Here is a 21,686-nt window from a genome sequence, read left to right as displayed (position 1 = left end):
GGTCATCGGGTAGGATATAGGTTGCGCATTTTCTGGAGATGGTGTGTTTCCATGGCCCGGTCCCGGGCCAGCCGCCGGACCTGCTCCAGGAAGGAATTGGTAAAGGCGTAGGTGGTGGCACTGCGAGCGAGCAGTGCCTGTAGCTGTCGGAGGCGGCTGCCATCGGTCATTTCCAGCCTGTCGTCAGTTAGGAGCAGCCAAAGCTCGTCCAGGTCCATCCTGCACCGCTGCAGGACGTTGGCTTTCACCTGTTGCAGGTAAGCCCGCTCGGCTGTGGTCAGGAATTCCTGCTGCGCCGGCAACAGGCCGTGCGTCCCGAAGGCCCGGATGATTGCTGCCTGCCGGTCCAGGATGTCCCGGACCAGGGGAGCACGCTTTAATCGGGGGTTGACTTCCCGGAGAGAGCGAAAGAAAACCTGGTGCAGGCCGAGGTCGCCGTTTTTGATGTTGCGCACGGTACTGATCCCTTCATGGGCCAGGGCAATGCCCTGGCGAAGGGTACCGGAGTAAGCCTGTAAGGCTGCGATCTGCTGCACCAGGTATTTTTCTTTTGTCCGCTTTTGCCGGAACCACTCGTCAAAGGTCTGCCCGTTTACCGGTAGCGTCAGCAACAGGAAGAGGGGCAACAGGAGATAGCGGGTCTTCATTGATTTTCTGTTAGATGGTCATATAACTGTCGTATTCCCTCCAGGTCGTTTCGCTCACCGGCGCGCCGGAGGGCCAGGCGGATGTTGCTGTCGTTAAACTTCCGCAAGGCGGTATAGTGGCGGTCCATGCGCCCGCCCAGTTCGTGGATCAAGGCCAGCCGGTCGCCGTCGCTCATCTGGGTGGAGAAGGCGTTGAGGATCAGCAGGAGCCCGTCGAGGTCTTTGAGGCTCGCCTCCAGCAGCCCGCCGTACACCTGCCGGATGTAGTCCATTTCGGCCGGGGCAAAGTTTCCGTGCTCCCGGAGCAGGCGGTAAGTGCGCCGGTACGCGTTGACCAGGGCTTCCTGCTTTTGGGCAAGTTCGCGTGCCCGCTGGTAGTAGGTGATCGCCGCTTTCACTTGCCAGAGTTCTTCGTAGTAGGTGGCATAAAGCTGGCGCTGTCGCTCCGTCCAGTCGGCAATTTCTGTCAGGCGCAGGTCCGTCAGCTTGTTCTCCAGCACTTTCTGGGCCTGTTGCAACCAGATGGTTTTGTTCTGCAGGCGTTGTATCTTCAGATCCATGGCGACGATGGCCTTGGTGATGCCCGCCTTGATGACAGCCAGGATCGGGTCCTGCGCCTGCGCGGGCAGGCCTGTCCCGAGATAGAGGAGCAGGAGAACAGGCAGTATTTTGTATAGTGTTTTCATTCGTTGGGTTTTACAGTGACTGGTCACATCATACAGTTCCTTCCCGCATGGCCTGCGCCAGGGCGGCAATGCCTTTGCGTACATCGCCCCCATACCGGGCGGCGTATGTTTCTACTTTCAGTTTTTCGGTTTCCTCGGTGGTGTAGGCCAGGTATTCTTCCAGCGACACTTCCGTGCGGTACACCCGGGAATGGGTGCCGCCCAGGCTGATAAAAACTTCCTTGTAGCGACGGGCGGGGTCATTTGCCTTGTTAAGGGACAGGACCAGGGTCTTTTCCTTTTCTGTGAGGCCCAGCAGCTGCTGGATACTGTCGAACTTGTGGAGGTACTTGCCCTGGTCGAGCAGGATCTTGCAGTCGGAGTTATTGACAATGGCTTCCTTGACCACCGGGGACGAGATGATGTCCTCGACTTCCTGCGTGACGACGATGGCTTCCCCGTAGAATTTGCGCACGGTCTTGAACAGGTATTTAATATATTCTGCCATCCCCTCCCTGGCGATGGCTTTCCAGGCTTCTTCGATGAGGATGACCTTCCTGATTCCTTTGAGTTTGCGCATCTTCGAAATGAAAACCTCCATGATGATGATGGTGACGACAGGAAACAGGATAGGGTGGTCCTTGATGGTGTCAAGCTCAAAAACGATAAAGCGTTCCTGCAGCAGGTCCAGGTTTTCACGGGCATTGAGCAGGTAGGCGAACTCCCCGTCCCGGTAATAGGGGCGCAGCACAAAAAGGAAATTGGCGATATCCACGTCCTTCTCTTTTACCCCTTCTGCCTGGAGTTTCCGGGTAAAGGTGTCCCGCACGAATTCATAAAATGTGTCAAAGCAGGGGAAAATTTCCGGCCTGGCCCGCAGCAGGTGGTAGTACATTTCCAGGGCGTTGGAGAGGGCCACGTACTCTGCCCGTGTAAAGGGCTCGCTGTCCTTTTTCCAGAGGGCAAGGAGGAGGGTTTTGATGCTTTCCTTCTTCTCCGTGTCCAGCGTGTCGCCTGCGGCAATGTAAAAAGGGTTGAACCGGATCGGGTGTTTTTCATCGTAGGTGAAGTAGTAGCCCTGCACCAGTTCGCAGAGGCCCTTGTAGGAGTGGCCGACATCCACGAGTACGATGTGGCTGCCCTGTTCATAGTAGGTGCGGAGCAGGTGGTTGGTGAAGAACGATTTGCCGCTGCCGGAGGGGCCGAGGATGAACTTGTTCCGGTTGGTGCAGATCCCTTTTTTGACGGGCTCATCGGAAATATCCACGTGCACGGGCATACCCGTCAGCCGGTCCCCCAGGCGGATGCCTACCGGGCTGAGGGAAGAGCGGTAGTTGGTTTCCAGGTTGAAGAAGCAGCAGGCCTGCTCGAGGAAGGTATCAAACGTATCGTTCATGGGGAAGTCGGCCTCATTGCCGGGCAACCCGGCCCAGAAGACCTGCGGGGCGCCAGCTGTTTCCAGGTGCGGCACCACATCCAGCTGGGCCAGGGCCGTGGACACGAGGTTTCGGATCTCTTTCTGCCGGCCTTTCCGGTCCGTCCAGGCCAGGATGTTAAAGTGCGCTTTGACCGGGAGGCGTTGCTGGCCGATCGCTTCGTTCAGAAAGGTGTGGATGGCATCCCGGGCAAGGGCATTCTCGCGGGAATACGCGGCCAGGGATTGCAGGCGCAGGCGCTTGCTTTCAAGCCGCTGGAGTGTTTCAGGTACATCTTCGAGGAAAATATACTGGTTATATACGTGGTTACAGGGCAGTAACTGGCCGAGCGGGGAGGCGAACCCGATACTGAATTTTGTCCGGTCCGTTGAATAGCGGTCGTAGTTTACCCGTGAGCCGCATAAAGCCGGCAGGTGTGTGGCATCGGCGAGCGTGAAGAGCTGGCAATGCTGGTTGCCGATGCGGATTTCATCCCCGAAGTGGATATCCTGCAGGAGGGGCGGGCCTTCGGCGGGAAGGAGTCCGCAGTAACGCTCGAGCAGGCCGGCTGACCGGTGCGTTCCGGCAAGTTCTTCATCGTTCAGGCGGCGAAGCTGCAGAAAGCCGCTATCCTGGAGGACACGCTCAAACTGCCCGGCCTGGTCCTGGAAGTCCAGGAAACGCTGCGGGGAGACAGGTGTCAGAGGGGGCGGGGACAGGCGCAGGAGCGAAGAAAGCAGGGAGCTCCCCGGGCGCCTGCTTTCCGCTTTCCGGGTAAGCAGGATATAGCACTGGTGTGCCAGGTAGGGGCGCTCATGGAAAAAGCGTTCGCTGGACCTGGACAGGAACGTATGGTGCTCCTGTTCAAAGCGGGCCTGGTAGGCACTGTCCAGGAACCAGTCCTGCTTGTGAAAGACAGTACCGGGTGACAGGAGCCGCAACGCCTTGGTAAAGGTTTGGTGCAGGGCTTCGTATTCGTAATCCGAGAGGGTGAAAAGCTCTGGCAGCATTACCTGGTAGGCGATGGTCATGTCGCCCTGGCGGGAGAGGATGCAGTCGTGCTCCACTTTGTAGACCGGCAGGATGGCCTCGATATCAGTTGTCTTTGTCATGTGTCGTTTGTTTTGTGTTGTCAGTAAGGTTCAGGAAGGGCCGCCTGGACCGGATGCGGAGGGTTGCCGGCACACGGTACCGGGCCATGCGTTTCAGCAGCCCGTGTTCCCCATAGGTATGGCTTAGGCGATATACCCCGGTGAACAGCCCGGCCCCTGACACGAGGATGGTGCCGAGGCCGATGGGGATGGGCACGCCGGCCAGGTACATCCCGGCGAAGAGCAGCAGCAGTGCTACCAGGCCGGCAGCCAGGTAGCCGATGTACTGCGCTTTCAGCCCGCGGAAGAGGATCGGCTGGTTGATTCCTTTGTTGAGTTGGTAGACACTGGTAGCCATATGCAGCAGGCTATATGCCAAAGAATGATTTAAGTACCGTGGCCACAACGACGAGGAAAATGCAGCTGCCAAACCAGGCGGCGGCCACCTTGCCGGTATCCGGCTCGCCGCCGTTCCATTTCTGGTATACCTTCACGGCACCGACCAGCCCGACGACGGCCCCGATGGCATACATCAGGCTCGTGCCGGTGTCGAAGTAGCTGCTGACCATATTGGTAGCTTCCTGAATGCCGGCGTTGCCGTCGGCTGCCTGTGCCAGGACCTGGCCTGGAAGCAGGGCCAGGCAGCAGATCGCCAGCCGTAGCGCTGCAGGGGCGATAGGGAAATAAGTGTTCTTCTTTTTCATGGGGTAATGGATATGTAGGTTATGATAAGTTGTTTTCAGGGTGCGGGGCAGCGGATTCCCACAAGGACAGCAGGTCTTCCAGCCGGACAGGGTAAGGCAGTGTATCGGCGCAGCGTGCCAGCAGCAGGTGGCTGGCTGCCTGCCGGTAGTGGTCCGGCGAAAGGGTGCTGTACCGGCCTGCCAGGAGCCGGAGCAGGGAAAGCAGCTCTTCCTTGTCGCCGAGGACAGTTGCATCGGCAAGCAGGAGTTCGGCTTCTGCCAGGAAGGGACCCAGCTCTCCAGGTACCCCCAGGCAGGAGGGGGCTATCCCGGTGTTCGCTTCGGCCCTGGGCGGGGCTACCTGCAGGTCGGCTGTGGAAGTGACTGCCATGTCCTCTTCCGCAACGGGTCCCATGAGCGGGGATGCCGGCTGGATGTGATCATTTCGTTGTGCCCCGGACATGCGGCGCACAAGCTTAGCCCGGTAGAGATAGACCAGCACGCCTGTATAGTATAAAGCCAGGGCAAATGCTGCATAGAGTAGGAACTGAAACCAGGTAACGGATGTAAACATAGCTTTTTCACCTGAAGCCGGGCCGCTCCGTGCGGCGGGCCTGGTGAGAGCAAAGGTGGAGATCACGGCTACCCTGTTTTCACAAGGTCATCCGTAGGTGGGAAAAATAGTTTTGAGGATATGGCAATGGAGGCAGGAGAAGAAAAGTCCGGTAGCAGGTCGGACTGAGGGCCAGGGGGCAGGTGTAACACCAGCCCCTTCATATGATTCCCGGCCTCCCTGCCCTGGGTGCTCAGACGGCGTCCAGCTCATCCATGCGGGCCTCGAGCTTTTGCCGCATCAGGTCCAGGAATTTGGTGCGGCTGTCTTTTTTCCGCTGGCGGATTTCCTGGAAGGTGCGGTATACGTTACCGAGGCTGACCTGGAAGAGCGCTTCGAGCCGGGAAGCAATTTCAAGTACACCGGCCGTCCCGTTGTTGATGTGGCCGGACTCATAAAGACCGTAGGCCAGTTCAATCAGGTGCACCTTAGAGCCGGTCCAGTGAAGGTCCTTGCGCTCCTCGGGCACATCCGCAGGCAGGTTGCCCGTTTCGAGTTCCTGTAAGGCACGGATCAGGTAAGCACGTAGCTGCTCGTTTGCCTGGATCCGGGCGATGACGTAGTCGTAGTAGGTCGTAAAGCGCGTGTCAGAATCCACAGCGGTCGTGGCGTAATGGTAAGGAAGGTCACAGGAGCCGCGCACGAAGAGCTTGGCATCGAGGAAGGTGGCTTCAGCGCGCAGGTACTGGTAGAGCTGTACATGGTGGTCGTGGAAAATGCGGATGAGCAGCAGCTCCCGTTCGTAGTGGCGGCGGATATCTTTCAGGCTGCCGGCCGGCCGTTTGAGCTCGATCAGGGCCAGGCGGGCATGGAAGATCAGGAGGCTGGTGAATTTGGGTTTGACATGTTTGAAGAAATAGATTTCTTCCTGTTCATCCCGGAAGGTGTGGTGGATGACCATTTCCTTCAGTTCCTGGATCGCTTCGTTGATGTATGTTAAGTTTGTTTCACGAAGCTGGGCCGGTGTTCCGGTGTGCTGGATTTCAGTGTCCCGGAGTGTTTCCACCAGCTGTTCATAGCGTCTTTCTGCGTGGTGTATCATATGTCATAAAAGTTGATGTACATGTGATGAACTGGCATACCGGACCACCCTGGCTTGATTTCCCGGGCAGAAGCTGCCGGAAGAATGGAAAGCGGCCGTCATGCGGCTAAGGGTCTGTCTGGCGCATCTTAAAAAGTTTCCATGGTTTTTCTGGTTGAGTCAGCTTGCCGGGCATTCCTGCAGTATGCCCTGTAAAACGGGCATAATGGATAGTTTGCTAATAATCAAATAATTATATATAGCTTATAGCTGATAAAAACGAAGAATGTTGCATGGAGTGGCTTTCTATATCGTTTATCCGGTTGTTTTTAAAGTAACCGGTTGTGTTTCAGTAAGTAAGGGATTTGTTTATTTTCCCTCATATCCCATGGGAGAATTCCCCTTGTTTTCCCCGATCATTTGGTTAATATCTTCCCGTATCCGCTGGTAGTTTGCCTGAACCGTTTCAGCAGTCAGTTGCCGGATGGCCGGTATGGGGACGTACTGTTCCTCTTCCCGGGCCAGGGCGGCATGGTCGTTCACGATAGTGGCATGAAAGACCTTATGCCGGATTTCCTGCCCGGGGTTATCTGCCACCAGCCCGGCAAATTCCCCGGAGGAAAGCGTGGCCAGGGTACCGGGCGGAATAGCTGCCTCCAGTTGGGTAGAGCGGCTGACGGATGTATCGCCGGCATTCAGCGATATACTCTGGCGCGGCTGCAGGATCTTGCCAAAGCGCTCGGACAGCAGCCGCGCCGTTTCCCCGGTTACCTGCCCGCTGATAATATTGCCCGGGATGTTCAGGATGACTTCCGCCTGCTCCCGGCCATAGTCTTTTTTCAGCTGGCTGTAATCCTGCACGCCCAGTGTCGTGGCCACCCGGTTGGAGCGGGCCGTGGCCATGAGGCTATCGATCCCGTTGAAATACAGGGTGGGAAACTCATCAAAGATGAGGCTGCATTTGAGCTGCCCTTTCCGGTTGATCAGGCGTACGGCGCGTGAAACGAACAGGGAGAGCACGGCACCATAGACCTGCAGTTTCTGCGGGTTGTTTCCCAGGCAGACCACCTTTGGGTCCCGGGGGTTGTTCAGGTCCAGCGTGAAGTCATGGCCGGAGAGTACATAGTAAAGCTGTGGCGACGACAACCGGGCCATGCTGATCTTGGCGCTGGCTACCTGCCCTTCCAGCTGGTCCACGGCTTGCTGTTCGAATGCCGAGACAAAGGGATTGATCAGCACTTCAATTTCAGGTTCCGTACGCAGCAGGTCAAACAGTTCCCGGTACTCCACCTGCATCAGCTCAATGACGTGGGGCAGGGTGCAGTAGCGCCCGTTCCGGTACTTGCGGAGAAACCAGATGATGGCTGTCACGAAGTTGATGGGGGACTCCACGAAAAAGTCCCCCTGCCGGCGGATCCATTCCCGGTTCAGCCCCAGCATGATGGTGCGGGAGGCTTCTGCTGCATCCGTGATATCGGCCATGCTTTCCGGGTGCAGGGGGTTGCACCGGTGGCTCCGGGCCAGGTCATCAAAGTTGACCAGATAGAAGCGGGGCGGTACCGGGTACTGGTGCCGGTACCGGAGCAGGGTATTATAGGCAATGCGGGTCAGGTCATCGTACTTGAAGTCGTACAGGAAGATGGCAAAGCCCTTGCGTATGTGCTGGGTAAGCACATGGCGGATGACGAAGTAGGACTTCCCGGCCCCGGGTGTACCCAGTACCAGCAGCGCCCGGAAAGGGTTGATTATGTTGATCCAGCTCCGCCGCGTCTCCCCCCGCAACGTGTACCGGGCCGGCAGGTTAATGGAAACGTCGTTATCCAGCAGGCGTTCTTCCTGGGGGAAGGATTCGTTCGACCGGTTAAAGATATCCGGGCGGAAAGGGGGGAGCAGCAGGCGCGAAATCCGCGTGCCGCCCGTGAGGATAAGCAGATAGCCTGCTCCTGTGAGTGCCATGTACAGGAGTGAAGTGGCAGGCGTGACCGGGAAACGCAGGAGCACATAGCTGCTGCCGAAGTATAGAATTCCCCCGGCAAGGAGGTAGGCTGCCAGGCTGCCGGCCCGCAGCTGCTCATCCTTCCTTCCCCTGTTTCCCAGCAGGGAGACGCCCAGCAGCAGCAGCGCGGCCCCCTTGGCATGCCACACATTACGGAACAGCAGCATCTGGTGGAGCGGGCCCAGCACCCGCTCCTGGAAGGGCAGCACAAGGCCCCACGCCTGGAAGGATTCCCGGCAGCTAAGATAAAAATGGAGCAGCAATACCACGATGCTCAGCAGCCGTGTGAAGTCCAGGATGTTGCGTAGCCCCTGTTGGTTTTCCCCGGTGTTCATAACTTACACTTCTCAGAGGGTTTGGTAACGTTTCTTTCGTTTTCGCTTTTTCCGTTTCAGTGCTGCCGGCAGGTAGGCCGGCTCCTGGCGGGCTTCCAGCAACTCCCGGATGACATTCTCCGGCTGGGTGGCCGGCGGCAAAATGCCCCGGGAAGTAGGTGCAACCCCACGGGGTTTTATTGCTGGGGTTATTTCCCCTGTACGGGGAGTACCGACCACCCCTTCGCCTTGCTGGCTGCGGGAAAGACGCGCAAGCAGCTGCCGGGCACCGTATGCTTTGCCAAGTTCCCTGCCGTTGATGACAGCCCGGTTCCGGTAGTCCAGGAAGGTGGCGCCGTAAACCTGGCCCCGGGCGCTCTCCCGGAACAGCACCTGGATGCCTGCCCGGTTCAGGTGCTGCAGGAAGGCGGGCGGGCCATCGCGATCAGCCTGGTGCAGGGCCTGCGTGACATGCGTGCGAAGGACATTGCACAGAAAGGGACGGTGCTGCCTGTTGTAGCTGAACTGTTTTTCAAGTTTGGCAAGGGTCGGCCTGCCGGGCAGGCTGCTGGCTTTCAGGGGGACGCCTGCCTTCTGCCCGTCCTGGCCCAGGATGCTGTACACCAGGCCTTTCCGCCGGTGCATAAGGGAGTTGGCTGAGCCCTGGTCAGCTGTAATGTTATATTGGCGGAGAACCACGTTCAGTTCCGGCAGGCTGGTCACATTGAAATGTTTCAGGATGGTATGGACGACCCGGGCAATGCCCTGCCGGGTCTCTTCCTGCCCGTACCATACCTTTTCCAGCTGGTCCAGGGACCTGGGAAGCGCAGCAACGATGGCGTTACCCTGGGCGGGCAGGAGGCCGAACTCCTGTTCGATTGCCTTCCGGGCCTGTTCGGATTTTTCCCGCCCGATGTTGTGGGTGTTTATTCTTTTCCCGTCGCGCGTGATATTGGTGGTCACTAAATGGAGATGGGGGTGCCCTGCATCGTGGTGGCGGTAGACCAGGTATGGCTGTTCCCCAAAGCCGATGCGCTGCATGTAGCTGGCAGCTATCTGGCTGTACTGTATGTCAGTCAGCTGTTCGGTGGGATGAAAGTTGAGGGAAATATGCAGCACGTTGGTCTTTACGCGGGGCGCCATCTCCTGCAGCCTCCGGAAGCGGCGAAGCTTCTGCTGGAAAGTCAGGTCAGCCGGTGATTGCAGGAAGCGGGAAGCCAGTATAAGCTCCGCTTTCCCTTCCTGCACTTTCTGTTCGTTGTAGTGCAGCACCCCGTGGATGCTCTTGCCGGTGGCGATGCGGGCTACCATGGCTGTGCCAGCTTTGCAATGAGTGAGAGTAACAGGCCTACCCTACGGTCCACCTGCTGGTAGGCCTCCAGCGTCTGGTGGGCCAGCACTACCCGTCTGGCGGGTTGCGTGCTGCCGTTAAAGTAGCGGGTGAGCTGGTTGATGTTGATCCCGATCAGGTGCAGTTCCTGCCGGATGGCGGCGAGTTCTTCCAGGAAGTTGTCCCGGGTGGTATCCCGGTAATATACCCGGACGGGCTTCCCAGCCAGGTGCCGGCGGATGAGTTCGCCTATGGAGCGGCAGTCGCTCTGCGAGGCAAGCTTTTCCAGGCGCATGTATTCGCTTTCGGGCAGGCGGATTGAAAGGAGCCTGGTGAGCAGCTGGTCCGGGTGGGGGTGCTTACGTCGTGCCATGCTACCTCCTTTGGAATTTAAAAGGAAAGCCGAGTTCCGAGGCAGGCGTCAGCCGGTCCTGACCAGGCGGGAGGCAGCCTTTTTTGTTTACAAAAATACATCTTGCTGCCTGCGCTCCACAGCAGGCCTGTGTCTCCTTCCCTTGCCTGACAAGAAGGCCCTGTTGTCCCTGACGGGAGGGAATGGAGGGAAAGGCAGTACTTCTGTTTTTAGAATCCAGCATAGGTATGAAGCTTTACATGGTGAAGCGCCGGCCCTGTTACGGGAGCTGAGCGACAAATTTCATTCGGTAAAAGCGCTGTTTTTCACAAGGCCTTCCCCAGTGGGGACATATTTTAAGGCAGGTTTTAGCAGGAGTTAGTGGAGGCTGACTGCCAGCAGGTGCTGTTCCCGGGGGCAGGCATGACCCTTTTGCTTAGTTGAATGGCAACAGAAGCAGCCAGTGATTAAAATTCCTTCGTTGGGTAAGCCTTGTGAACATGGGGACAGGCATTGTTCTACCTTTGGCCAAGAACCAAATGTCCCAGAAGATGGCTGTAGAAATTATCACCAAAGAAGACCTGCAACAGTTCCGCAGGGAGTTACTCGAAGACTTCCGTCAATTACTTCAAAGCAAACAGCCTGACCCGGTACGGGAAGTACTCCGGTCCGCCGAGGTACGCCGGTTGCTGAAGATCTCCCCGGCAACGCTCCAGACCCTGCGCATCAATGGCACGCTTCCCTACACGAAAGTAGGAGGCACGCTATATTATCGGATGGAGGATATTCACAAGTTGCTGGCGGGAAAGGAATAATGACATGGGGTCTCTTCCAGAAATTGAAAGATGCTGGGCAAGGGCTGCACAGGATGCACGTTTACTTCCATCCCACCTGCTGCTGTACCTGGCGCTTTGCCAGGCCTGGAGCAGGCACGGATTTGTGTCACCGTTCCCGGTTCGGCGGCAGGAGTTGATGCGATTGGCTAAAATCAGCTCGCGGGTCACATACCATCGTTGTATCCGGGAGTTACACCGCTACGGGTATATCCGCTATGCACCTTCTTATGATTACTATCATGGGAATTTTGCAACTGTCATTTCTGCTCCGGATGCTCTGCCAGTAATAGCTGTTCCGAACATTCCGGCAAAGCGGACTCAGGAATATATTCAGCAAGAGAAGCTTTAGGCTAAATTCACAATTTATCTGAATGTGTTAACCTTAATAAAGTTTTAAGGTTAACACATTACAGTATTTTACCTAAACCATACTTCCGGCCAATTCCGGACAATTTCAACCAATTCCGGCTAATTGGTACCTGGAGCCACGCCCCACGCCTGTGTGGGAAAGCACGGCCATTTCAGCAAGTTGTTGCAGCTCTTCAGTGGCCGTGGTTTTACCGAATTTATTGATCGTCTATGCGTACTGCTTGTTCTCCATCTCTTCCAACTGGTTCCCCGATCCCCGAGACTTCAAATTTAATCCGCGCAGCCTTAAGTTCAGCTCACTGTGCCTGATGATTAAGCAACCAGGTATTTTTATGGAACGATTAGAAACTGAGCTGAAAAAGATAGGCTACAGATTCGATCGCGGCTTTGTGAACTACTATGACGAGCAGGTACAGATTAGAAATATGACACCGTTCCATAAAAACCTAGAGCATTTGATTATCAGAAGGAGTTCAGGTTTTATGTTGATAACGAAAAGAACGAGCCTTTGAAAATCAACATTGGAAGCATGAAATCTTACTTCGAGATTTTTGATGCGAAAGATCTTGTTGGTTTAAGACTTGAGACTAAACCTAAGGATAGTTGAAGAGTGATATCATCGGCAGCCCGTATGGATCGGAGATTGACTCGGGTAGGACAGGTGGGTTCGTGTACTGCTCACTTAGTTACACGAGCTAACAAAGCAAGGATTCACTGCAGTTCTCCCTCTTCCGCCTTGTTTTGCCAGTTTACTGCCATATCTTCTTTTGCCCCCGAAGTACAAAAGCTTATGATACTTTTTTTGGTTAGATTATTTTAGTAATTTGCAATTCGCGAATCGCGAATTGCAAATTATAGGAGACAGTATACGGTATGAAGAAACATAACGGGATGCGTCCTCAGGATATCGTGATACTGCTGGACATCATTACAAGGGAAGAGGAGTGGACGATGAAGGACATCTCCCGCGGATTGAATATTAGTGGCTCAGAGGTTTCAGAGTCGCTCCAACGGTCTTGTATGGCCGGGCTGATAGACGGTTCCAAGAAGAACGTAATGCGGAATGCCTTGCTGGAGTTCCTGAAGCATGGGCTGCGTTACGTGTTTCCCCAAACCCCGGGGGCCGTTGCGCGGGGGGTACCTACAGCTTACAGCGCGCCACCGTTGCGAGACATGATCATGAGCGGCGATAAGCTGGTGTGGCCTTACCCGAAAGGCGAGGAGAGAGGCCAGAGCGTGGAGCCGCTTTACCCTACTGTGGTGGAATCAGCACAGCAAAACCCAAAGCTGTATGAGCTGCTCGCACTGGTTGACGCACTGCGTGTGGGCAGGGTGAGGGAACGGGAGTTGGCGGCGGTTGAATTAGAAAAAAGGGTTTTATATGAATGGTAACCAAGTCAACAGAGAAGTCATTATAAAGGTAGCTGAAGGCCTGCAGGAGCTGCGGCAGGAGATGGTGTTTGTGGGAGGAGCTACCCTGAGCCTGTATGCAGACGACCCGGCGGCTGATGCCGTGCGCCCTACCAGTGACATTGATTTAAGCGTTTCGCTTGCAGGCTATGGAGCCTGGAACAAGCTTCAAGAACGCCTTCAGGAGCTTGGGTTTTACCCAGACCCTGCAAGTCCTGTGATTTGCCGCTTTACCTTTGAAGGGATCACAATAGACGTCATGCCGGACGATCCGCAGATTCTCGGGTTCTCAAACCCGTGGTACCAACCAGGGCTGAACCAGTCGAGTTCAATTTCCTTGACACCAAACCTGAGAATTCGTTTACTGCCTGTGGCATACTTCCTTGCTACCAAGTTTTCTGCGTATCACAGCCGGGGCGGTAATCCGCTTACCAGCCACGACTTTGAAGATGTAATTTATATAACAGATAACAGGTTGCACCTCAAAGCGGAGATTGCCGGTGCGCCAATAGAGGTGAGGAAGTATTTACAGCAGGAATACAGGCAAATCTTAGACAGTCGTTACAGGGATGAGACCCTGTCAGCTCATTTAGGTGAGCCAAGTCGACTGCAACTACTGGTTGAAAAGATGGAACAGATCGTCAGGCTATAGAACTAGGCTTGCAGCATGTTGTTCCCATACCTTGCTTTAGCAGTAAGATAAATCTTTAGGGTGGATTTTGCTTTACTATCTCCTGCTCCTCCAGAGAGTTAGGCCACTAACATTTGACATTCCATTGGCAGACAGAGTTAAGTTCGTCCGTGTCCTCGGCAGGACTGCGCTACGGCAAAAGCAAGGCTGTATGAACTCCCTTTGGTCGGTCCTGGTTTGCCTTCGCCTGCCAGCCTGTGGTACTGTTCACATCTGTTGCTGTTTTCTTTTGATGTTGTAAAGTGTCTCCGGCAGGAAAGCCAAAAGCAAAGCCCACAGCCCATATTATGCTCGCCTTCGGGTCAGCCGCTGCTCAGCCAGTCGCCCTCGTGCCTCGGGCTCTTCCCGGCTGGCTCTGGCTTCCGCTCGCAGCGGCTCCGCGCCTGGTATCTTGCCTCCAGCCCCGGGTTGATGCCGGGGCTTATAGTTGGAGCTATACTTTATGGTTGGCGCTATACCTGAAGGCAGCAGATCCGCCAGCCGCACAAAGGCCAAGGGGCTATTCCGGCCCTTTCCACCCCAGTAGCCTTGCCGTGGCTGTCCGGGGCATGCGCCCCAGCCATCCCCGCGTTATACCTTGCTTGTTAGCTAAGGTATAGACACAAAGAAGCCCGACCTGTTAGGGCCGGGCTTTATACTTAATACCTGAGTGGCATTGAAATCTTCGCGAATACCTTTCAGGAGCTCAACCTTCTCACGCTCGCTTTCCAGCAAACGTTCATACAGTTTCTTGTTCTCCTCCAAACTTCCATCAGCTTGTCCATGGGTAAAGTTGCAGGTGTTGTGTATACTGTTCGGGCCTTGATTGAGGCTGTAGTCGCTGAAAATGAGGGTAAATCAAGTATCAAAACATAAGCTTATACATTGAATGGCTATTCTATTGGCCGGCACTATCTTCATGTCCCTGACTTAAATGCCTTATTCCGGAAGGTTCGTAACACATATTGTATGGGAAAAACCCATGCTCCTTTGGGGAGGAAGGTCATTGCCAACCAGTAAAGTATTGGCCAAATTTGTTAACAGCAGGCTTGTTTAAAGGCCGATTACAACGGTCGGAAATCAAAGAGTGGAGGTAAAGGATGGAGGATGAACCTAACATATTTGATGTGCTGGCAGCTTTTCACCCGGTAAGCAGGGAGCTACGGGAACACCTGAACAAGGTTCTTCTATCCAGAACCCTCAAAAAGGGGCAGGTACTGCTCCGGCCGGGACGGGTGCCTGCCCAGGCCTGGTTTATCCAGGATGGAGCAGCCAGGGCATACGTTTTTGATGACCGGAAAGGGGAGCAGGTCTCTGTCTGGTTCTGGACGGGCGGAGATTTCATGCTGGCCTTGGATAGCTTTTGCCGCCAGCTGCCTACCTCCTTTTACATAGAGTTGCTGGAAGACTCCACCCTGCTGTCGCTGAGTTATAGCCAGCTGGAAGAGACAGCGGAACGATTCCCTGCTTTCCGCCATATAGAGCGTTCCATTATGGAAGCATGCCTGCACCGGCTCTACCGGCATTACCATGCCCGGGCACACCTGCCGGCCAAAGCCCGTTTTGAAAAGCTTATGGGGGAACAGCCCTGGCTCTTTCAAGTCGCGCCGGTTAAAGACATCGCATCCTTCCTGGGCATGTACCCGGATACATTAAGCCGACTACGGGGAGAAAGATAACCCGCGCCGGCTACGGATTACAGATCAGGGTGTTACATGAAACCAGGCCGCCTTCCTGTTATGAAACAGAATTGTCAAACCGGGGAGCACCTACCTTTACCCTAACCAAAAGGAGAGGAGGTGCCCGGAAAACAGATTGAATAACCGGCGTTCCCGGATGCGGGGCATACAGGTACGCCACAGGGAAGGCTGAAAACCTGCAAACAGAGTAGGCCACATACATGTTGAACCAAAGTTTTTCGCTTGCTTTTTGATCTACAAAAGCACTCCAGGTTATGAAAAAGTATATGATCATCGGGGCTATGGCCGCTATCGCTTCAGCTGCCGCAGCCTTTACCGGGGCTCCGCTATCCAGTGAAGCCTCAACTATCGTACAGTACCAGTTCGGGGGAAGCTCCATGAGCGAAGTGTATGAACTGGATGAGTGGACCGAAGTTACGGGTACGCTTCCATCCTGTTCCGGCAGCAACCTGCCTTGTGTCGTCACGGTGCAAAGCGGAACCCTGGAAGAATGGCTGGCCGAGCGCGACCATGCCAGGATACTGAAAGATGCTACTTCCAAGAAGAATTAACCTGTAACTGGTGATGGAATAAAAAAGGCCCGCTCAAGAAATTGAGCGGGCCTTTTTATCAGCGAGGGTTCTGGGGCATGCCGGACAGGCGGATAACATCTTCCGGGATGGGCAGTGCATACCGCGGGTCATTGGGCGGGAGCGTGTAGGTCCGCCCCTCCAGCGACCTGGACATGGTGATAGCGGCCCCGGAGGCATTCAGCCTTTTGATATCCAACCAGCGAATGCCCCGCATCAGCAGCTCCCTGCGGCGGTCCTGCCGGATGATCTCGAGGGCTTCCGCAGCATTGGCCGCTTCCAACGGGAGGAAAGTTCCTGTTTCCCAGCGCGTAACCAGCAGGGTGTTGAGTGCGTCCATCGCCCCGGCTGCATCTCCCTGTCCGGCCAGGGCTTCGGCTTTCATCAGGTACAGCTCGGCGGTAGAGATCCCGCTGAACAGGTTGGCATTTCCTTCATAGCTTCCTTTAAACCCGTAGGTGCCATCTCCATTGCTTTTGAAGAATAACTTGTGGCGCAGGTCCCCGGGCTGGTAGGAAGCGTACAGTTCCGGATCGATCCTGGCGTTGGAAATATAGAGCGCATTGGGGACAGGGATGATGCTCCGGTAAATGATTTCTTCATTTGGCTGGCTGAAAGGAAAATCGGCCTCTGCAGAAAGGGAATTAAAATCAAGCAGGCTGCTGTGAAGTTGTAGTGCCGAATCTGCATATGCCGCCACGGCAGGGTAATTGCCCATGTACAGGTGTGTACGTGCAAGCAGGGCATAGGCGGCTGCTTTCGAGGGCCGGACAGGGTGTACCTGGGTAGGTGGAAGGAGTTTCGCCGCCTGCTGCAGGTCGGACAGCACCTGGTCAAAGCTTTCCTGCAAATTGCTCCGGCGCGACTTTTCCTCGAAATCGGTCGAGAGGCGCAAGGGAATGCCCCAGGCACCGGTTGCGTTCCCTTTTGTGTAGGCAGGAGCCCACAGGATGGCTACCTGCAGGAACGACTTGCCCCGGATAAAGTGTGCCTGTCCTTTGACATTGCGCCAGTCATCCTGGTTTGCCGGCGTCATGGCCACTTTTGTTAAGCCTTCCAGGACAGTGTTTGCCGTATAAACCGGGGTATAGGATGTAGCCCAGTCATTGTAGGGCGAAGTAAAGAAGTTCTCCCGGGACCAGGTATACTGCAGGCGTTCGGTTTCGGAGAGGCTTGCCCAGGTGGCGTCCTCCAGGTAATAGTCATCGGTGCTTACCTCCCCCGCCGCAGGGTCGTTGTCGTTTAGCTGAGAAAAATCGTCGAGCAGGGCCTGGAAGTCCCTGAGGGTGGAGGGTATAACCTGCTGCTTATCCGGTTTCTCGTCAAGGAAACTTTCGCAGCCGGCTACAAGGCTTAAAAAGCATAATATCAAAAAGCTTCGGCTTATATGGGATCGTGTCATGATATTTATTTTAATGATGGATTAAAAGAAGGCTTTCAGGCCAAGGGCAAAGCTCCTGGCTGGTGGCATGGTGTAGCTCCCCAGGTTATAGTCCGGGTCAATGTCCTGTGAGGTGGCTTTCCAGAGAATACCAAGGTTCTGCAGGGTGGCATAGCCCTGCAGGCGCCTGAAAGGCAGCTGGCCGGTGCCGTCCGGAACAAGCTCGTAACTGCAGGTTATATAGGCCAGGCGGACGTGGTCTCCCGGCTCCACGAGGGCTGCCGATCCCTGGTAGAAGGCATCCCGGCGTGAGTTCGCCGGGTATACCTGTGAGGGTACATCCGTATGGGCTTCATCTCCCGGCTGCTGCCACCTTCCGGCGTAATCGGCATGCCCGTCGCCGTTGCGGTACAGGTTGTTATAGTTGATAGAGCGTCTCCTGAAATAATAGCCCAGCTTATAAGTCAGCCTGGCGGTCAGGGAAAGTGGGCCGTAACGGAACGTATTGCCCAGCGAACCGAACCACTGCGGCAGGGCCGAACCATGGAACTGCAAATCGTCTACCTGTACATCCGAGCCTGTCAGCGCGGCGTAGTCCGTGCTGGGCTCTCCATCCAGGAAGCCACGCGGGTCACCGGTCTGTGGATCCAGGCCTGCCCACTTATAGGAATAAATGGCATACACCGGGTGCCCCACTACCGCAGATATGGTCGGGACCGTATTTACAAAACTGCTTCCGTTCAGGTTGCTGAGATAGTATTCCGTTACTTCATCCCGGGCAAAGCTGGCATTCAGGTCCGTAGACCAGGTAAAAGCGCCTGCCTCCAGGTTGATGCTGTTGAGTTCCACGTCAATGCCCCTTCCTTCCATGGTGGCAACGTTTTTAATGATCGTGGAGCCGATCCCGGCCGTACTTTCCAGCAGCTTTCTCCCGAAAAGGTCCGTGCCTTTCTTTTGGTAGTATTCCACGCTGCCTGTCAGGCGGTTGCCTTTCAGGCGGAAATCTGCGCCGAAATTCAGCATGCGGGACTTCTCCCACTGCAGGTCCGGGTTGGCATACTGGTCGTAAACCGCCAGGGTGTTCTGGGTATAATAAGACATGAAGGAATACAGCATGGTGGTTACAGCGGTCCGGCTCAGGTCGGCATTGCCGCTGAAACCATAGGTAGCCCGTAGCTTCAGGTACGGGAGGAAACCCACCTTGTAAAAGGGTTCCGTGGAGAGGTCCCAGCCGGCCCCCACGGACCACAGCGGGTTCCAGCGGTCGTTGGCCGCTACCCCGAAGAGGTTGGAACCATCCTGCCGTGCGCTGGCTGAGGCCGTGTACCGCTGCCGGAAGGTATAGGCGGCATTCCCAAAAAGCGACACGAAGCGGCTGAGGCGTTCGTTAAGCCCGTCCCCGTTGGGTATCTGGGCCGTACTGCCATTTACATAAGTAGGGTAGCGGTTCCGGTAGTCTACCTGGGCGAAGGAGAGCGTCTGGTCATCGTAGCCATACAGGCGCCGGCTGGATCCGGATGAACGGTTCTGGCGAACCTCGCCACCCACCAGGGCTGTAAGGTCATGCGGTCCCCATGCTTTTGTATAAGTAAGCTGCCCCCGGGCATTGTGTGCCTCCAGCTGTTGCTGCTGTCGGTTAAGAATACCGCCCGGAGGAATGGCGTATGTCAGCGTGCCGGTAACGGGGTCCAATGACGTATAGAGGTTGACCAGGTGGCGGGCGGCGTAGCTCTGCTCATCCTGCAGGTGCTCTGCCTGGCTGTGCTGGCGCTGGTACTGGTAACGGGCCGTGGCCTCCAGCCCGAAGGGAAGCCGGTAGTCCAGGCCGATCTGTCCTGTCACATCCTGCAGGTCTGTCCTGGTATGGTCGTGCCTGTAGTCTTCTAACGGATAATAATTCCAGTCCAGCAGCCTGTCGTCTTCAATAGCTTCCTTCCACGACTGCCGGAGGTCCCTGACGCCGGGTACCGGGTTGCCTTCTTCGTCAAGGAAGCGCGTGTAGGGATAAAGGGGGGCATTAGCGGAGGTGCCTTCCCCATAGCCGGTCCTGCCGCTTTTCTGAAGGCGCTGCGTGTAGTACAGGCTTGTATTCAGGTCCAGCCGGGGCAGGAGGCGCACCGTCTGCCGGAGGTGTGCATTAATCCGGGAGGAATGGCTGTCCAGGTTGTCGGTCGCTTTATCATACCCGGCGGAAAAATGCCATGCATAGCGGTCGCTGCCAGCGCGGAGCCCTATGCTGTATTGCTGCTGCAGCCCCTGCTGGTACATGTGCCTTCGGTATGCCTGACGCACATCCTCCTGCCTCAGGGCCGCCAGTTGCGCCCCTGCCTGTTCGGGCGTCAGCTCACCTTTACGTTCTTTCAGCAGGATCTCCACTGCAGGGGAGATGACACGCCTGCCGGAGGAATTGATCGTGGAATTGTAGTATCCCTTTCCAAACAGCATACGCTCTACGTCAATAAAATCACCGGCTGACATCTGTTTGATGTAAGACAGGTCCGGTTCCGGCGTGAGGATCATGCCGGCATGGAAATCAACAGACAGGGGTTGCCGGAAACTGCCGCTTTTGGTGGTGATCACAATCACCCCGTTGCCTGCACGGGTGCCCCAGATGGAGGCAGCGGCGGCATCTTTCAGGAGGGTAACGCTTGCCACGTCATTGGGGTTGATGTTGCGGATATCCCCTTCGTATGGGAAATTGTCCACGACAATAAGCGGGGCCTTCGGGCCCTGGATGGTACTCAGCCCTCGCAACAGGAGGCCGCCCCCGCCGAAGGTATTACGGTCCACTGTCAACCCATTGGCTACCGCCTCCAGGCGGCTCAGGATGTCGGGGCCGGCCTGTTGCTGGAGCTCCGCGCTGCTTACCGTGGAAAAGGACCCGGTGGCCCGCTCCCGGGGGATGTCCTGGTAGCCGGTTGAAACTACCTGCACGGTCTGCAGGGTATGATCATCTTCTTCCAGTTCGATAACCAGGGGTTCCCTTGAGGGCAGGGAGAAAGGTACCTCCCGCGTTTTGAAGCCCAGGAAGCTGATGACGAGGGTGCTGCTTTGCAGGGACGGAGTGAAGCTAAAGGTACCGTCTTCGCCTGTTGTGGTACCGGTGGTGGTTCCTTTCAGTACAACGGAGGCTCCCGGCAGGGGAGCCTTGTCGGTAGCCGACCGGACGAGCCCGGTAAGAGGCTGCTGGGCTACGGCCGTGAGCGCCAGGCAGCACCATAATTGTAAGAGGAGTATGCTCTTTTTCATAAACGTGGTGAATTAATGGTTATAGATCAGTTGGTTGTGTAAGTTTCCGCAAAACGAGGACGGGCACTTTCCTGCGCCGTGGTACCAGGTCAAGCCCCTGTGCCCGCAGTTCCCGCCGCAGGGTGGCCAGGTCCGCAAAACCGGACGGAAGAGTGATGTCTGCAGTCCCGGCGTAGCCGGTATGGTCAAGCACAAGCCGTGGGAGGGTATTGTTGCTGTTCAGGCGGGCGATCAAAACTTCCAGGGGCTTGTTCTGCATGGAAGGCGCGTGGGGGTGGAACAGCCTGTTGGCGGGTTTGCCCCCCTTGCTTTTGTACCTGCCGGTATTCCCATGCCGCACGAGCAGGAAGCAATCTATCTTCCTGGGCTCGAACAGGGCCTGGTACCCGGTATGGGTGTTCAGGTCCTGCAGGAGGGTGCGGAACAGGGGGGCCGGTTGCGCTGCACGCCGGGACAGGTCGTAGGTGTAGGTGCGGGTGGCTTTCCACTCTGTTGGCGGCAGGCCCGAGTTTTCCTGGAAGAGCTCGGCAGAGTCTACGCCTGCGAGCAGGAGCCCGCGGGAGCCCAGGGCCGGGTAGAGCTGCCGCTTTGCTGCCTGGAACAGCTCCAGGACGGACAGGTTTGCCAGTGTCATGCCGGTGAGGATGTCTCCCTCGTGGCGCAGTACCGTACGCCCGGGGCCATCGTCTATTTTGCCCCGTACCAGGAAGGATGCATGCACAAGGGAGGTTTCCGGAAGGGCGACACCGGTAAAGAGAGGAACGGACAGATCGCGGTCGGGCAGCAGCGATACCGGCATGCGGCCGTGCTCCAGGGCCTGCTGTATATTGGCCGCGGTCACCCGCTCCGCTCTTGTGATCGCGCCTACCGTGCCTTCGGGGGTGATCCAAGCGAAATGGGGCACTGCGTGGTGCGGGAAAAGCTTGATAAGGGTGGTGTCACCTGCCACGACAGGCAGGTGCGGCGTGCTCTGCAGCAGGGCCTTTATCTGAGGAAGCGGATCCTGCGCGCTTGTGGCGTTTACCAACAGTACCTGCAGCCTGTCCCCGTAAGCGTGCTGGAGTGAGTCCAGCAGGGGCAGGGGACGGCGGGAATCCAGGCACCAGGAGGCAAAAAAGTCCAGCAGCACCAGCTTCCCGCGGTAATCGGATAGTTTTGCATTGGTCCTGGCATGGTTCAGGATTTCGGGGATAAAGACGTCCGGCACGGGCTGGCCGGTTGCCAGCGCGGTGCCGGGTGGTGTGCTGCCCTGCGCCCGGCACACAGACAGCCAAAGCCCGGGCAGCAGGTAGAGCAGCAACACCAGTAACAGGAAATATAAGGGCATAGGCAGCCCATAGAGCCATTTTTTCAGGATCATAACAGTATAGTTTTA

19 protein-coding genes are annotated in these 21,686 nt (G+C 56.2%); 5 read left to right on the top strand and 14 right to left on the bottom strand.

The genetic code is table 11. The features are described 5' to 3' along the window. Positions 1 to 2: 2 nt before the first annotated feature. From H7F15_RS12245 to H7F15_RS12200, 10 genes are all read right to left on the bottom strand, one after another. Complete coding sequence (locus tag H7F15_RS12245; RefSeq protein ID WP_185197258.1) at positions 3 to 647, bottom strand: hypothetical protein; 645 nt, start codon at positions 645 to 647, stop codon at positions 3 to 5. Further along, positions 644 to 1,333 carry a conjugal transfer protein TraI gene (locus tag H7F15_RS12240; protein WP_185197257.1) on the bottom strand — a complete coding sequence of 230 codons (690 nt, stop codon included), beginning with the start codon at positions 1,331 to 1,333 and terminating at the stop codon, positions 644 to 646. The genes H7F15_RS12245 and H7F15_RS12240 overlap by 4 nt, the downstream gene beginning before the upstream one ends. Before the next feature lie 28 nt (positions 1,334 to 1,361). Then, entirely contained in the window at positions 1,362 to 3,839 is a 2,478-nt protein-coding gene (locus tag H7F15_RS12235; protein ID WP_185197256.1) for a TraG family conjugative transposon ATPase, read from the bottom strand. Continuing rightward, a complete protein-coding gene (locus H7F15_RS12230) occupies positions 3,823 to 4,176 on the bottom strand; it encodes a DUF4133 domain-containing protein (RefSeq protein ID WP_185197255.1) in 354 nt (117 codons plus the stop codon). Before H7F15_RS12230 ends, H7F15_RS12235 begins: the two co-directional genes overlap by 17 nt. 10 nt (positions 4,177 to 4,186) lie before the next feature. Continuing rightward, the gene (locus H7F15_RS12225) at positions 4,187 to 4,522 is read right to left on the bottom strand and encodes a DUF4134 domain-containing protein (RefSeq protein ID WP_185197254.1); all 336 of its coding nucleotides are present in this window, start codon (positions 4,520 to 4,522) and stop codon (positions 4,187 to 4,189) included. A 19-nt stretch (positions 4,523 to 4,541) separates the two neighbouring features. Next, positions 4,542 to 5,075: a hypothetical protein gene (locus H7F15_RS12220; protein WP_185197253.1), complete on the bottom strand. Its 534-nt coding sequence runs from the start codon at positions 5,073 to 5,075 to the stop codon at positions 4,542 to 4,544. Between the two features lie 232 nt (positions 5,076 to 5,307). After that, positions 5,308 to 6,156 (bottom strand): RteC domain-containing protein, encoded by an 849-nt coding sequence (locus H7F15_RS12215; RefSeq protein ID WP_185197252.1) that lies wholly within the window; start codon positions 6,154 to 6,156, stop codon positions 5,308 to 5,310. A 348-nt stretch (positions 6,157 to 6,504) separates the two neighbouring features. After that, positions 6,505 to 8,466 (bottom strand): conjugal transfer protein MobC, encoded by a 1,962-nt coding sequence (mobC, locus tag H7F15_RS12210; RefSeq protein WP_185197251.1) that lies wholly within the window; start codon positions 8,464 to 8,466, stop codon positions 6,505 to 6,507. A 12-nt stretch (positions 8,467 to 8,478) separates the two neighbouring features. After that, positions 8,479 to 9,756 carry a relaxase/mobilization nuclease domain-containing protein gene (locus H7F15_RS12205; RefSeq protein ID WP_185197250.1) on the bottom strand — a complete coding sequence of 426 codons (1,278 nt, stop codon included), beginning with the start codon at positions 9,754 to 9,756 and terminating at the stop codon, positions 8,479 to 8,481. Continuing rightward, positions 9,750 to 10,148 carry a ribbon-helix-helix protein, CopG family gene (locus tag H7F15_RS12200; RefSeq protein WP_185197249.1) on the bottom strand — a complete coding sequence of 133 codons (399 nt, stop codon included), beginning with the start codon at positions 10,146 to 10,148 and terminating at the stop codon, positions 9,750 to 9,752. The genes H7F15_RS12205 and H7F15_RS12200 overlap by 7 nt, the downstream gene beginning before the upstream one ends. Before the next feature lie 503 nt (positions 10,149 to 10,651). Between H7F15_RS12200 and H7F15_RS12195 the strand changes: the two genes are divergently transcribed. The 3 genes from H7F15_RS12195 to H7F15_RS12185 all read left to right on the top strand — a co-directional run bounded on the left by H7F15_RS12195 (position 10,652) and on the right by H7F15_RS12185 (position 13,394). After that, positions 10,652 to 10,942 (top strand): helix-turn-helix domain-containing protein, encoded by a 291-nt coding sequence (locus H7F15_RS12195; protein ID WP_370523711.1) that lies wholly within the window; start codon positions 10,652 to 10,654, stop codon positions 10,940 to 10,942. A gap of 1,281 nt (positions 10,943 to 12,223) precedes the next feature. Continuing rightward, entirely contained in the window at positions 12,224 to 12,724 is a 501-nt protein-coding gene (locus H7F15_RS12190; protein WP_221627059.1) for a MarR family transcriptional regulator, read from the top strand. Then, complete coding sequence (locus H7F15_RS12185) at positions 12,714 to 13,394, top strand: nucleotidyl transferase AbiEii/AbiGii toxin family protein (RefSeq protein WP_185197247.1); 681 nt, start codon at positions 12,714 to 12,716, stop codon at positions 13,392 to 13,394. The genes H7F15_RS12190 and H7F15_RS12185 overlap by 11 nt, the downstream gene beginning before the upstream one ends. 627 nt (positions 13,395 to 14,021) lie before the next feature. Here the strand turns inward: H7F15_RS12185 and H7F15_RS19330 are convergent. Continuing rightward, positions 14,022 to 14,177: a hypothetical protein gene (locus tag H7F15_RS19330; RefSeq protein WP_221627058.1), complete on the bottom strand. Its 156-nt coding sequence runs from the start codon at positions 14,175 to 14,177 to the stop codon at positions 14,022 to 14,024. A 335-nt stretch (positions 14,178 to 14,512) separates the two neighbouring features. Between H7F15_RS19330 and H7F15_RS12175 the strand changes: the two genes are divergently transcribed. Further along, on the top strand, positions 14,513 to 15,091 hold the full coding sequence (locus H7F15_RS12175; protein WP_185197246.1) for a Crp/Fnr family transcriptional regulator: 579 nt from the start codon (positions 14,513 to 14,515) through the stop codon (positions 15,089 to 15,091). 275 nt (positions 15,092 to 15,366) lie between these two features. Then, a complete protein-coding gene (locus H7F15_RS12170; protein ID WP_185197245.1) occupies positions 15,367 to 15,663 on the top strand; it encodes a hypothetical protein in 297 nt (98 codons plus the stop codon). Between the two features lie 58 nt (positions 15,664 to 15,721). Here H7F15_RS12170 and H7F15_RS12165 read toward each other — a convergent pair whose 3' ends face one another. The 3 genes from H7F15_RS12165 to H7F15_RS12155 are packed head-to-tail and all read right to left on the bottom strand — an operon-like array spanning position 15,722 to position 21,671. Then, the gene (locus tag H7F15_RS12165) at positions 15,722 to 17,083 is read right to left on the bottom strand and encodes a RagB/SusD family nutrient uptake outer membrane protein (protein WP_185197244.1); all 1,362 of its coding nucleotides are present in this window, start codon (positions 17,081 to 17,083) and stop codon (positions 15,722 to 15,724) included. Between the two features lie 21 nt (positions 17,084 to 17,104). Then, on the bottom strand, positions 17,105 to 20,311 hold the full coding sequence (locus tag H7F15_RS12160) for a SusC/RagA family TonB-linked outer membrane protein (protein WP_185197243.1): 3,207 nt from the start codon (positions 20,309 to 20,311) through the stop codon (positions 17,105 to 17,107). Between the two features lie 19 nt (positions 20,312 to 20,330). Then, positions 20,331 to 21,671: a TlpA disulfide reductase family protein gene (locus tag H7F15_RS12155; RefSeq protein WP_185197242.1), complete on the bottom strand. Its 1,341-nt coding sequence runs from the start codon at positions 21,669 to 21,671 to the stop codon at positions 20,331 to 20,333. Between the last annotated feature and the right edge of the window lie 15 nt (positions 21,672 to 21,686).

The sequence above is a fragment of the Pontibacter sp. Tf4 genome (assembly GCF_014212495.1).
Classification (GTDB): Bacteria; Bacteroidota; Bacteroidia; order Cytophagales; family Hymenobacteraceae; genus Pontibacter.
Note: the sequence above shows the minus strand (reverse complement) of the source record. Positions and strands in the feature narration are given on the sequence as shown.